Annotated in this window: 11 protein-coding genes and 2 pseudogenes; 7 read left to right on the top strand and 6 right to left on the bottom strand. The window is 40.7% G+C overall.

The window, feature by feature from the left end; all coding sequences use genetic code 11:
- Window positions 1-18 precede the first annotated feature (18 nt).
- On the bottom strand, window positions 19-759 hold the full coding sequence (locus AC4CU3_RS04305) for an SDR family oxidoreductase (protein ID WP_004647740.1): 741 nt from the start codon (window positions 757-759) through the stop codon (window positions 19-21).
- A 135-nt stretch (window positions 760-894) separates the two neighbouring features.
- Between AC4CU3_RS04305 and AC4CU3_RS04300 the strand changes: the two genes are divergently transcribed.
- The gene (locus tag AC4CU3_RS04300) at window positions 895-1,794 is read left to right on the top strand and encodes a LysR family transcriptional regulator (protein WP_279045392.1); all 900 of its coding nucleotides are present in this window, start codon (window positions 895-897) and stop codon (window positions 1,792-1,794) included.
- Window positions 1,795-1,808: 14 nt separating this feature from the next.
- Here AC4CU3_RS04300 and AC4CU3_RS04295 read toward each other — a convergent pair whose 3' ends face one another.
- From AC4CU3_RS04295 to AC4CU3_RS04285, 3 genes are all read right to left on the bottom strand, one after another.
- Complete coding sequence (locus tag AC4CU3_RS04295) at window positions 1,809-2,825, bottom strand: zinc-dependent alcohol dehydrogenase family protein (protein ID WP_151837056.1); 1,017 nt, start codon at window positions 2,823-2,825, stop codon at window positions 1,809-1,811.
- Window positions 2,815-3,810, bottom strand: coding sequence for a zinc-dependent alcohol dehydrogenase family protein (locus AC4CU3_RS04290; RefSeq protein ID WP_279045389.1), 996 nt, complete (start codon window positions 3,808-3,810; stop codon window positions 2,815-2,817). The genes AC4CU3_RS04295 and AC4CU3_RS04290 overlap by 11 nt, the downstream gene beginning before the upstream one ends.
- A gap of 255 nt (window positions 3,811-4,065) precedes the next feature.
- Complete coding sequence (locus tag AC4CU3_RS04285; RefSeq protein ID WP_234303966.1) at window positions 4,066-5,877, bottom strand: monovalent cation:proton antiporter-2 (CPA2) family protein; 1,812 nt, start codon at window positions 5,875-5,877, stop codon at window positions 4,066-4,068.
- An 81-nt stretch (window positions 5,878-5,958) separates the two neighbouring features.
- On the opposite strand from AC4CU3_RS04285, the pseudogene AC4CU3_RS04280 reads away from it, so the two are divergent.
- From AC4CU3_RS04280 to fghA, 4 genes and pseudogenes are all read left to right on the top strand, one after another.
- Window positions 5,959-6,099 (top strand): annotated as a pseudogene (locus AC4CU3_RS04280) (IS1 family transposase); the annotation flags it as partial.
- A 418-nt stretch (window positions 6,100-6,517) separates the two neighbouring features.
- On the top strand, window positions 6,518-6,793 hold the full coding sequence (locus tag AC4CU3_RS04275) for a metal/formaldehyde-sensitive transcriptional repressor (RefSeq protein ID WP_001133625.1): 276 nt from the start codon (window positions 6,518-6,520) through the stop codon (window positions 6,791-6,793).
- A gap of 21 nt (window positions 6,794-6,814) precedes the next feature.
- Entirely contained in the window at window positions 6,815-7,927 is a 1,113-nt protein-coding gene (locus tag AC4CU3_RS04270) for an S-(hydroxymethyl)glutathione dehydrogenase/class III alcohol dehydrogenase (RefSeq protein WP_004897268.1), read from the top strand.
- 228 nt (window positions 7,928-8,155) lie between these two features.
- Complete coding sequence (gene fghA / locus AC4CU3_RS04265; RefSeq protein WP_490737988.1) at window positions 8,156-8,986, top strand: S-formylglutathione hydrolase; 831 nt, start codon at window positions 8,156-8,158, stop codon at window positions 8,984-8,986.
- 317 nt (window positions 8,987-9,303) lie between these two features.
- On the opposite strand, the gene AC4CU3_RS04260 is transcribed toward fghA, so the two are convergent.
- The gene (locus AC4CU3_RS04260; protein ID WP_017725332.1) at window positions 9,304-10,005 is read right to left on the bottom strand and encodes an IS1 family transposase; all 702 of its coding nucleotides are present in this window, start codon (window positions 10,003-10,005) and stop codon (window positions 9,304-9,306) included.
- 111 nt (window positions 10,006-10,116) lie between these two features.
- Here AC4CU3_RS04260 and AC4CU3_RS04255 point away from each other — a divergent pair, with 111 nt between their 5' ends.
- Window positions 10,117-10,431, top strand: coding sequence for a putative quinol monooxygenase (locus tag AC4CU3_RS04255; protein ID WP_201607873.1), 315 nt, complete (start codon window positions 10,117-10,119; stop codon window positions 10,429-10,431).
- A 73-nt stretch (window positions 10,432-10,504) separates the two neighbouring features.
- Here the strand turns inward: AC4CU3_RS04255 and AC4CU3_RS04250 are convergent.
- Window positions 10,505-10,833: pseudogene (locus AC4CU3_RS04250) on the bottom strand (IS3 family transposase); the annotation flags it as partial.
- A 184-nt stretch (window positions 10,834-11,017) separates the two neighbouring features.
- Here AC4CU3_RS04250 and AC4CU3_RS04245 point away from each other — a divergent pair.
- On the top strand, window positions 11,018-12,175 hold the full coding sequence (locus tag AC4CU3_RS04245) for an iron-containing alcohol dehydrogenase (protein ID WP_279045378.1): 1,158 nt from the start codon (window positions 11,018-11,020) through the stop codon (window positions 12,173-12,175).
- The last annotated feature ends 20 nt before the right edge of the window (window positions 12,176-12,195 follow it).

The following is a 12,195-nucleotide window of genomic DNA, read 5'->3' as shown; positions in this document are numbered from 1 at the left end:
TTTTATGTTATTTAATAATTAAAACTCTTGGCTCGTTGGGCGCAAAACAATTTCATTAATATCTACATCCGCAGGCTGTTCAATTGCATAAGCAATTGCTCGAGCGACTGAGTCAGCTGGTATGGCTTGTTTGTAGAAATCAGTAACAAACTCTGAACTTTCTTTATGAGAAGAACCAAATTTTAGTTCTGACTCAATTGCACCAGGCTCAATAGTAGTCGTTCTAATTGTTCCCCCAACTTCATGACGAAGTCCTTCAGAGATGGCTCTTACAGCAAACTTAGTACCGCTATAAACAGTACCTCCTGGACTAAATACTTTTATCCCTGCAACAGATGCGAGATTAATAAAGTGTCCAAAGTTTTGTTTTTGGAAAACAGGTAGGGTAGCTGCTATACCATAAAGAACACCTTTAATATTAATGTCGATCATACGATCCCATTCATCAACTTTTAGCTCACTTAATGGTGCAATAGACATTAATCCAGCATTGTTTACCAATACATCGATTTGACCAAATGCGCTTAATGCCTTTTCAATAAGTGCTTGTACTTCATGTGGTTTGGTTATATCCATACCAATAAATTCAGCTTGACCACCTTCAGCACGAATGTCGTGAACAATAGCCTCTAATTTTTCAGTACGTCTAGCACCAAGTACAACCTTTGCACCTTTTTTAGCAAGTAAGCGAGCAGTAGCTTCACCTAAACCACTACTTGCACCTGTGATAACAATAACTTTATTTTCTATATTATTCATACAAGTAACCTTCAACCTATCTGTCAATCATATTTGATGGATTAAGTATTACAGCCTTGTTAGGTATAATAAATGAATAATATTATCTTTCAGAATTCCTATTTACGGAATAATTACCATAACACAGGATTGGACATGCAGAACAAATTGGAAATGATACGTATCTTTTGTGTCGCAGCAGAGTGTCGAAATTTTAAAGAGGCAGCAACTCAGCTCGGTATTTCCCCGCAGGTAGTGACACGGGCAATAAAGGAGCTAGAAGAGCAGCGCGGAGAAATTCTGTTCTACAGGAGTACTCGACAAATTAAAATTACTGCTGATGGTGAGCGTTTGGCAAAGCAAGCACGTTTTGCGGTGGGATCGATCGATGCTTTGCTTGTAAAAGACACCAAGGAAAAACGAGATGAAATGCGTGGGACTGTCCGTCTTACTGTGTCGTCTGTGTTAGGGCGTAAATTGGTAGTACCTGCACTAGCAGAATTTGCAACACGTTATCCAGATATTGTCGTGGATTGTGTGCTAACAGATTCACACTCGGATGTGATCGATGAGCGGATAGATATCGGGATCAGATTTGGATTTTTGCCGGACAATCGATATGTGGCAAGGGAATTGGCTAAAGTGAACTTTTATTCTGTGGGTACGCCAGAGTTAATTGATAAGGTTGGAATGCCCAAAAAAATTATTGACCTAGATAAATACCCTCTAACAGCACTAGTCGATCATAAAACAGGGCGTTACTGGCCATGGACATTCACTGAAAGTCGAAGCTTTACGCCATCAAAGCCCCGTTTTATTACAGATGATCTAGAAGCTGAATTTCAAGCTATTCTCGCTGGAGTTGGATTCGGACACATGCCTGGATTTCTAGTTTTGCCGTGGCTTAGGAGTGGTAAGCTCATTCAGATACTTCATGAGGAAACCTCTCCTGTTTGGCGCCTGTATTTATATCGTCCACAGCGGGGCCCGACACCTTTGCGAATCCGAGCATTGTTTGATTACTTAGTGGAAGTGCTGGGCTATATAGAAACCTGAATCAGATAAGACCATCATGTATCTAGAGTAACTACAATTTTTCCTATTTGCTGATTTGATTCAAGATAGCGCTGAGCGTCATGCATGTCCTCAAAGTTAAAGCAACGGTCGATCACTGGACGAAGATATCCTGCACCTATACTGCTAAGAATAAATCGTCTGGCTTGCTCCCTTAGAACAGGGTCATGCAGAACCTCAAGGAACAAAAAACCTCGCATGGTTAAGCTCTTGCGTAATGCAACTTTAAGGGGAAATGGTGTGATCTCAGGGCTAAGTGCACCATGCATAACCATAGTTCCTGCCACAGACATCGCTTTTGCAATCTGTTCAATATGTGGCCCTCCTACAGCATCGAAGGCGACATCAAGATGTTCTCCACCTAAACGTAAAACAAGCGCCTCATACAAATCTGGTTCATCTTCACTGGCTATAACATTTTTAACACCGAGATCCAGTAAACGTTGCTTTTTCTCTATCGTCTGTGTACTTGCAATGACCTTAGCACCCGCTGCTTCAGCTATCTGTATCGCAGCTAGTCCTACACTACTTGAAGCTGCTGTAATCAAGATCGTTTTTCCTTTCGAAACTCCACCAGCATGGATTACACCACCCCAAGCCGTCAAATACTGCATCCAGATTGAAGAAGCTTCTTCCCAGCTTAAACTATCAGGTTTGTGAACTAAAAAAGTTTCTGGAATCAGAAGTTTGTCCGCATATGCCCCATATTTGGCTAGATTGTCAGTCGGAAGAATCGATACTGCATCTCCTGGAGAAAATTGGCTTACACCTTCACCTATTGCCAGAACTATGCCTGCTCCCTCATATCCCAGACGAGAAGGGAATACTGCCTTTTGAATATAAGTACCACGCCGAAACATTACATCAGCCCGGTTGAGTCCGATCGTTTTCATCTGGATTAGAACTTCTCCTGCTGCTGGTAAAGCAACAGGAAGTGTTTCTAATGTCAGAACATCTGTATCTCCAATACTATTGAAGCGCCAAGTCTTGGCCTGAAGTGCGTTAAATGACATCAATCACGACCTTAATATTGGCAGAGCGATCTTGAACAGCATCATGAGCCTCAATCGCTTGGTCTAGAGTAAAATGACGAGGATCAACAATAGGACGCAGTTTACCTTCCTCAACGAGACGAGTAGCGATCTTAAGGATATCACCATGATGAGCACGGCGATTGCCTGTTAACATCGGCATTAGGACGAATACGCCAGACACTGTGGCACACCGTAGAGATGAACTCGCTAAATTATGATTACCAAATGCAGCACAGCTGGTAATGTGGCCATAGTGAGTTGTCATGGAAAGTGAAGCTTCGAGTACTGGACCACCCACAGTGTCGTAAACAATGTTAAAACCTTGACCCTCAGGGCTTGCAGCAATAATGTCATCGGAAGATGCTGTTGTGTAATCGAGAGGTGTTGCACCGAGTTCTGAAATCAGTGATTGATCAGCTGTACGACCAGTCGCCCAAACATTTGCATCAAGTGCTTTTGCAAGCTGAACCACCATATAACCAACGCCACCAGCACCACCCTGAACCAGTACAGTTTGACCTGGTTGGACCTTCGCATGATCCACTAAACCTTCCCAAGCGGTGAGGAACGTCAATGGTAGTACTGCTGCCTCGCGCATAGAGATATTCCGTGGCTTTAATGCGATCAGATCAGCATCTACGACAACATATTCTGCTAAAGATCCTTGAAGACCACGAACGCCACCAATCAGACCGTAAACTTCATCCCCGACGTTGAAGTCGGTGACACCTTCACCAACAGCAGTTACAACCCCAGCCATATCTGTTCCCAACACGGCAGGAAGCTCTGGCATAGCATATGGTGCTTCACCAATACGAATTTTATAATCAATAGGGTTCACACCACTAGCATGAATACGTACTAGAACTTGCCCAGCCTCTGGTTGAGGTATAGGGAGTTCTACACGTGTAAATTCATGATCACCAAAATTTTCTAGGATAAGAGCATTCATCATCTTATTCATAGTTGTTCCTTATTCTTAACTGGGGGATGATATGCACAGTACCAAAGTAAATTAATCCAATAAATGATATTTATAGGATTTAATAATTCCTAAATAATGAATAATAGATATCATCCGCTCACTAAAGATATGCTTTGTTGCACAAAACTATTTCTAAGGCTTATTCCGCAATATAATTTTCAAATGAATAATCCTGCACCTAAAATTTATTAACCGAGCTTTCATTAATCGGGGAGAATATTGCCGGTGGAGTAGTCAATGTTGAGTGCCATCTTCATTCAGAATTTGCCCTGTGTGCTTTGGTGTAATTAAAGGTGCAGTCGGACGCGGTCCTGTATATTGCAAGCCGATACCAGCATAGACATCATCTGCTGCAATTTCAGTTTCAAAACGTTCTTTGTCTCGTTCTCGGATTTCTTGGCTAATTTCTTCAACATCACCCTGGTCAACACCCAGTTCTTCTAAAATTGCACCGCCAAATAGCATTGCCGACTCGAAGGTTTCGCGTATCATGTAATCCACATTTTGTTTTGCTAAATGCAGCGCATGTTCACGGTCATAAGAGCGAACCAGTAACTTGGCCATAGGAAATTCATGTTGCACCAACTCTACAATCTTATTCGTCGTTTCTTTGTGGTCTACGCAAACAACAATTGCTTCAGCCGTATCTGCTCCTGAGGCATGTAAAATATCTAAACGGGAACCATCGCCATAATAAATTTTAAATCCAAATCTTTCAGCGTTTTGAATCATGTCGATATCATTATCAATGATAGTCACGTCAATACCTCGAGCAAGCAATAATTGACTTGAGACTTGTCCAAAACGACCGAAACCAATCATCAGGACTTTTCCAGAAAGTCCTTCGGCAATACGGATATTTTCCAAAGAAGTTTGTTCTGTAGTTTGGGTAAAACGTTTAAACAGAATGCCTATGATGGGGGTCAAAATCATCGACAAGACCACAATCGCAGTCAGGTTTGAGCGTTCAACTGCACTAATAACTTGAGCACTCATGGCGGCAGTAAAGAGTACAAAAGCAAACTCACCCCCTTGAGCCATTAGTAATGCACGATCCAGTGCTTCGGAGTGTGGACTTTTGGTCAGGCGTGCAATCAGATAAATCATGGATGCTTTGACAAACATCAGCAGAAGTACAGCACTTAAGATTAACGCCCAGTTATTTTTCACGACATTAAGGTCTAATGACATGCCTACGCCCAGAAAAAACAACCCGAGCAATATGCCACGAAACGGTTCAATATCCGCTTCAATCTGATGGCGAAAAGTGGATTCGGAGAGTAATACCCCTGCAAGGAATGCCCCCATTGCCATTGATAAGCCACTGACTTGCATCAGTAATGCTGCGCCGAGCACCACCAAGAGTGCTGCTGCAGTCATGACTTCACGGGCTTTGGCTGCGGCTAATAAGCGAAATAAAGGGTTAAGCAACCAATAGCCAGCAGCGATTAAACCTGCAATTGAGATTAAACCAACCCCAATGCTCTGCAAACGCGTAGAAGTACTTTCAACAACATGATTCGGTGCGATAAAAGCGACAATTGCCAATAAAGGTACAATCAATAAGTCTTCAAAAAGCAGGATCGAGACAATTTTTTGTCCTCGTGGTTGAGCAATGTCTCCACGATCTCCCAAAAGTTGCATCACAATTGCAGTCGAGGTGAGTACAAAGCCCGCAGCACACACAAAACTCACTTGCCAAGAATAGCCATAGACCAAGCCTACAGCCGTTAGCCCCAATGAACCGGCACTAATCTGTAATGCGCCTAATCCAAAAATTTCTTTTCTTAAACTCCATAAATACGATGGACGCATTTCTAGTCCAATCACAAACAGATACATCACAATACCAAGCTCAGCAATATGCAGAATAGACGCAGAATCGTAGAAAAACGCTAGTCCAAATGGACCAATAATTAATCCTGCAATTAAATATCCCAATACCGAGCTTAATCCTAGGCGCTTGATTAAGGGGACTGAAATCACTGCCGCTGTGAGCAGTATGACAGGGGATAGAAGGCTGATAGATGTGGCTTCTGCACTCATATATTTCTCAGATTTTGTATAGAGTCTGTTGACACTTCAAGTATAAAAAGTAGATTCAAAACACAAGTGCAACACCTTTGTTTAAGTATTCACTATACCCGAATTTCAAGTAATCAATGGGATAGTTTTATCACTGCATTTAAAGACTGGCAGCAAAGTATTGGTAAGCTTTTCACTATAGGTATTGAGGGAAATAATTGTAAAATAAGGCATCGGATTAGATGTGTTAGTTCAGTATTGAGTGTGGCTTTAGCAAGAATACGGATATTAATGCTTCTCGCAATATTCTAGCGGTAGGACATACCACTTTGTCTGTGGAGGAAAGATGCAGTAAAGGTCGCTCTGTGAAGCAGAAAGCATGCCTAAATCCGTGAGGTTTTGCTTTTAAAATCCCTGAGAAACATGTTTCGTAAAGAGTTAGTCGAAAGTGGGGGGGAGTATGTCAGAAGTTTAATTTTATAAGTTATTGTAAAGATTCGGAAAGTTAATTATGGCATCCAGTTGCAGAGCCAATAGTGACTTCATTTAATCTCAGCATACTTTTTGAAACACTACCTAAATTTTTAAGGTTTATAAAAAATATTGCTTTTTTTATACTATGGGGTACTATAGTATAAAAGCTAGCAAATAAGGAGGTCTGATGCCTAATCAGGTTGAAGACAAAAAAAAGATTCTTCTACGCGTCAGAAGGATCAAAGGTCAGACGCAAGCGATTGAAAAAGCGTTAGAAGACAATGTGGAATGTGGTGCAATTCTGCAACAAATATGCTCTGTGCGTGGTGCTATTAATGGTTTAATGAATGAAATGCTGGAGGTTCATTTAAAGGACACTTTAGTATCAGGTGAAACCACAGAACAACAACGAAAAGAAGAATTGGCTGAAATCGCCAAGATTCTAAAATCATATTTAAAATAGATCTGTATAAGGAATTATTCCATGAAGTCACGTGCTGCTGTTGCGTTTGGTCCTGGTCAACCTCTTCAAATTGTTGAAGTTGATGTTGCGCCACCGAAGAAAGGTGAAGTATTAATCAAGATCTCCCATACTGGTGTGTGTCATACAGACGCATTTACTTTATCTGGCGATGATCCTGAAGGTGTTTTTCCTGCTATTCTCGGGCATGAAGGTGCTGGCGTTGTAGTTGAGGTTGGTGAAGGCGTGACTAGCGTCAAACCAGGTGATCATGTTATTCCACTTTACACTGCTGAATGTGGCGAGTGCGTATTCTGTAAATCTGGAAAATCGAACTTGTGTATTTCCGTTCGCGAAACTCAAGGTAGAGGTGTAATGCCAGATGGCACAACTCGTTTTTCCTACAATGGTCAACCGATTTACCACTATATGGGCTGCTCAACGTTCAGTGAATATACGGTAGTGGCAGAAGTATCATTGGCTAAAATCAATCCTGAAGCCAATCACGAACATGTCTGCTTACTGGGTTGTGGTGTCACAACGGGTATCGGTGCAGTACACAACACGGCTAAAGTACAAGAAGGTGATAGTGTTGCGGTCTTTGGTTTAGGTGGTATTGGTCTGGCAGTCGTACAAGCCGCACGTCAAGCTAAAGCAGGGCGTATTATTGTAGTTGACATGAATCCAGATAAATTTGCGCTGGCAAAAGAGTTTGGTGCAACGGACTTCTTGAACCCTAAAGACTACGACAAACCAATCCAGCAAGTCATTGTCGAAATGACTGGCTGGGGTGTAGATCATTCATTTGAATGTATTGGTAACGTGAATGTAATGCGTGCAGCCCTTGAAAGTGCACACCGTGGCTGGGGACAATCCGTAATTATTGGTGTAGCTGGCGCAGGTCAGGAAATCTCTACCCGTCCATTCCAGCTTGTTACTGGTCGTAAATGGCTAGGTTCTGCCTTTGGTGGCGTAAAAGGTCGTACGCAACTTCCAGGAATGGTTGAAGATGCCATGAACGGTAAAATTCAATTAGAACCATTTGTGACACATACGATGGGCTTGGATCAGATCAATGAAGCCTTTGATCTAATGCATGAAGGTAAGTCAATTCGTACTGTAATTCATTACGAATAATTCTGTCAGACCTTATAGTTTTCCATGCATGTGCATCATGAATGACATGCATGGAATCCTCTAAAACGGCACATTATCTGTAAAACTGATCTATCTGTGTAGGCATCGTGTATAGGTTCAACATACCTGCCTACATTTTAAATCTTTATCACTATTCTCTGTGGAGAATGTCGGACTCTTTGTTTACTCGATTTCTCATGAAGTCTTGCTCAGCATAGGTAATTGATTATGGAAATAATTGAGAAACATGCTTCTTTTGGTGGATCGCAAGAAGTGTATCGCCATCAGTCAATAGCATTAAACTGTTCAATGAAATTCTCAATATATCTGCCACCTCATGATAAAGATGAGCGGTTGCCAGTTTTATATTGGTTATCAGGACTGACTTGCAACGAACAGAACTTTATTACTAAAGCCGGAGCACAAAAGTATGCGGCTGAACATAAAGTCATTATTGTTGCACCAGATACCAGCCCACGTGGAGAGGATGTACCAGATCATGCAGATTATGATTTAGGCCAAGGCGCAGGATTCTATGTGAATGCAACACAGGCACCCTGGTCACAGCATTTCAAAATGTATGATTATATTGTGGAAGAGCTTAGAAATCTGATTGACCTGAATTTTCCGACCAATCAAGTCCAAAGCATTATGGGTCATAGCATGGGTGGTCATGGTGCATTAGTAATTGGGTTAAAAAATCCTGAGCTGTATAAAAGTATTTCTGCTTTTGCACCAATTGTTGCACCTAGCCAAGTACCTTGGGGGAAAAAGGCTTTTACACACTACTTAGGTGAAACCGAAACTTTATGGAAAAGCTATGATGCGATTGAATTAATCAAAAACGCTGAAGTTCATTTACCTATTTTAGTCGATCAGGGAACAGCTGATGATTTTCTTGAAGATCAGTTAAGGCCTAAGCTTCTTAGTAATATTTGTTTGGAACATGAATATCCTCTTACACTTAACCTAAGAGAAGGGTATGACCATAGCTATTACTTCATTGCGAGCTTTATAGAGAAACATATAGAGTTTCACAGCAAATTCCTAGCTAAATAACTTTCATAGATATGAGGATGTACAATATTGTTCTTGAATGCTTCTTGAGCAATATAATTTCCAGATGAAGAGGTCAGCTTATAAATCTAAGGACGAATCAATTGATCCTTATATAACTAAGATTGAATTTAATCATCTCATATCTTGATTTTTTGATTCAAATGTTAATGATCTTAACTTGAATAAATTCATAGCATTATGCCGAAATAAACATCCAAATTTTGGCTCTGCTATGGAAAATTGTTTTTAACCTTTGTACAACAAAACTTTCTGACATACATAAATTATCAGGTGGTGTTTCAAAAAGTATGCTGGCGTTAAACAAATCCGTTATTAAGGTAAAAGAAAGTCAAATCAAAGGCTTTAAAATGATTTTCGAGCTTTTTAGAAAAGTTGCAACTTCTCCTAAATCCACGCCTGATTCGATGACGAATTCTACAATTGTTACCTTCAATACCGACGGTAAAAAACTTACCGATCACTTGCTTGCAACATTGAAATGCTGCAATAAAACTATCCCAATGATCACTCGCAATTCGAGCATATTGAACCCCAAGCTTTTTAAGTCTAGCTTTAAGACGTTGAACCGTTGCTAAATCCCGCTTACCCCAAACATAAGCAACAATTTCTCCAGATTCTCGATGGTAGGCATAAATAAGCCATTGTTTATTTTTCTTATTCCCTACAAAAGTCCAAAGTTCATCGACTTCAAGACATTCGTAGTGGCTTTGTTTAGGCTGAATCTGATAGATCGATTCACTTAAGGTTCGTAATACCTTGCCAATGCTGATACGCTCGACTTCAGCAATATCTCTTACACCGCTTCCTCTGATCATTAAATGTAATATCTTGCCGGTAATACCTGAGTTACACCCTTGATAGCTTAATGCATGAGCACCAATAAACTGACGTTTGCAATCTTTGCATTGATGGTTTTGTTTCCCATCTACTTTGATGCCATTTCTCTTTATATTGTTACTTAGACAGGTAGGACATTTGATTTGTAGCGTTATTTTCATACCTCTATTTTATCAAAAGCCATATTGTTTTTTTCAGCATACTTTTTGAAACACCACCAATTATCAATGTCAGTATGAGTTTTAATTTTAATCAATTGTGGAGTTTTAGTCATGCTTAAAACAGCTTTATATGTCCGTCTTGAAGCTAAACCGGGTAAAGAAGACGAAGTGGAAGCTTTCCTTAAAGGCGGTTTACCAATTGTAATGGAAGAACCTGCGACAGTTGCGTGGTTTGGCCTACGTCTTGGACCTACAACATTTGGTATTTTCGATGCATTTCCTGATGAGGCGGGTCGCCAAGCACATTTATCTGGCAAGGTTGCAGCTGCTTTGATGGCTCAGGCCGATGAGCTATTTTCAGAGCCACCGTCTATTGAAAAAGTAGATGTTTTGGCGAGTAAACTACCAGCTCATACTGACGCTTAAATGTATGAGGGTGCTGCCTGAAATTTTGAATGAAAGGCAGCACTTTAACCCTGTGAGGTTTGTCAGAGGCTTTTTATTCAAGTTGGGCTACTTTATTTAATGGCTTAATCTCATCATTTACATGGGTCAATATCAAAACAGGGTAAATAAACGAATGCACCTATGTACATGCTTTATGTTGAACCAATCTATCTAATTTAGTGTCGCATTTGTACATCTGCTAAACCGTGCCAATCTGCTTTTAAAATATTTAATCATTGCTATTTTGTATGAGCCATTCACTGTTTTAGCCAATGCGTTCACGACCATGTCAGTAGTCATACGTGATGATACCTTCCATCCAACTATCGCTCGTGAAAATACATCAATAATAAAAGCGGTATAGAACAAGCCTGAATGTGTTTAACCATCACTCAAGTCTCCAAGCTGAAATAATTTTTATAAAAATAGACGACTGGTCTATTTTTATGTATAGTCACCACATGGTGTAGTCAAAAGCCGCAGTGTTGTCCAATTTTTTTTAAGTTTATTTGATGAATAACGGTGGCTTTTCAAATCAATTAGCTGATCATCCTAGGATAAAAATATGCTGAATTTTAACTTTTATAATCCGACCCGCATTATTTTTGGTGGCGATACAATAGTTAAAATCAATGACTATGTGCCTACAGAAGCAAAAGTATTAATGTTGTTTGGTGGTGAAAGTGCACGTAAGAATGGTACTTTAGCTGAAGTGCGTGAAGCATTAGGTGCAAGAGAAATTCATGAATTTGGCGGAATTGAGCCGAATCCGAGTTATGAAACCCTCATGAAAGCTGTAGAGCTGATTCGAGAACAAAAGATAGATTTCTTGATGGCTGTCGGTGGTGGATCGGTAATTGACGGTACTAAATTTATTGCAGCAGCAGTCAATTATACAGGGGATACATGGGAGATTTTAGAAACCCATGGTACTAAAATTACTCAAGCTTTGCCTTTTGCGAGTGTACTCACCCTTCCGGCAACTGGTTCAGAAATGAATAGCGGTGGGGTAGTCACCAGAAAATCGACCCAAGCCAAATTGTCATTTAGCAGTCCCTATGTTTTTCCGCAATTTTCCGTACTCGATCCGAATAAAACTTTTAGCTTGCCGACGCGCCAATTAGCAAATGGCGTAGTCGATGCATTTGTTCATGTCATGGAACAGTACTTAACTTACCCTGTCAATGCACAAGTACAAGATCGTTTTGCCGAAGGTCTATTGCAAACTCTGATTGAGATTGGACCGAAAATCTTGGACGATTCAGCAGATTATGACACGCGTGCGAATTTGATGTGGGCTGCTAGCATGGCACTGAATGGGCTAATTGGAGCTGGTGTACCACAAGATTGGTCAACCCATTTAATTGGGCATGAGCTCACGGCTTTACATGGTATTGATCATGCTCGTACCTTGGCCATTGTGTTGCCGGCCAATCTACAAGTGCGTCGTCAAGAGAAGCGAGAAAAATTACTACAGTATGCAGCTCAAGTCTGGCAGATTGTCGAAGGTGATGAAGAACAACGTATTGATACTGCTATTGCTCGTACTCGAGCCTTCTTTGAGCAACTTGGATTGCCGACTCGTCTTAGTGATTATGGACTGGGGGAGACAGATATTGAGATCATCATTACGCAACTTAAATCACACAATCTTACACAGCTAGGCGAACATAAAACTGTTTCATTAGAGATCAGTCGCCAAATTCTCGAGATGAGCATCTAAGCTAAATGCGCGTATCTGGC

This window comes from Acinetobacter sp. 802_lipA (assembly GCF_058242885.1).
This window is presented reverse-complemented; position numbering and strand designations above follow the sequence as displayed.

Excerpts from the sequence above, each read along its gene's own strand:
- AC4CU3_RS04305 (WP_004647740.1), bottom strand. The coding sequence starts at position 759 with ATGAATAATATAGAAAATAAAGTTATTGTTATCACAGGTGCAAGTAGT.
- AC4CU3_RS04300 (WP_279045392.1), top strand. The coding sequence starts at position 895 with ATGCAGAACAAATTGGAAATGATACGTATCTTTTGTGTCGCAGCAGAG.
- AC4CU3_RS04295 (WP_151837056.1), bottom strand. The coding sequence starts at position 2,825 with ATGTCATTTAACGCACTTCAGGCCAAGACTTGGCGCTTCAATAGTATT.
- AC4CU3_RS04290 (WP_279045389.1), bottom strand. The coding sequence starts at position 3,810 with ATGAATAAGATGATGAATGCTCTTATCCTAGAAAATTTTGGTGATCAT.
- AC4CU3_RS04285 (WP_234303966.1), bottom strand. The coding sequence starts at position 5,877 with ATGAGTGCAGAAGCCACATCTATCAGCCTTCTATCCCCTGTCATACTG.
- AC4CU3_RS04275 (WP_001133625.1), top strand. The coding sequence starts at position 6,518 with ATGCCTAATCAGGTTGAAGACAAAAAAAAGATTCTTCTACGCGTCAGA.
- AC4CU3_RS04270 (WP_004897268.1), top strand. The coding sequence starts at position 6,815 with ATGAAGTCACGTGCTGCTGTTGCGTTTGGTCCTGGTCAACCTCTTCAA.
- fghA (WP_490737988.1), top strand. The coding sequence starts at position 8,156 with ATGGAAATAATTGAGAAACATGCTTCTTTTGGTGGATCGCAAGAAGTG.
- AC4CU3_RS04260 (WP_017725332.1), bottom strand. The coding sequence starts at position 10,005 with ATGAAAATAACGCTACAAATCAAATGTCCTACCTGTCTAAGTAACAAT.
- AC4CU3_RS04255 (WP_201607873.1), top strand. The coding sequence starts at position 10,117 with ATGCTTAAAACAGCTTTATATGTCCGTCTTGAAGCTAAACCGGGTAAA.
- AC4CU3_RS04245 (WP_279045378.1), top strand. The coding sequence starts at position 11,018 with ATGCTGAATTTTAACTTTTATAATCCGACCCGCATTATTTTTGGTGGC.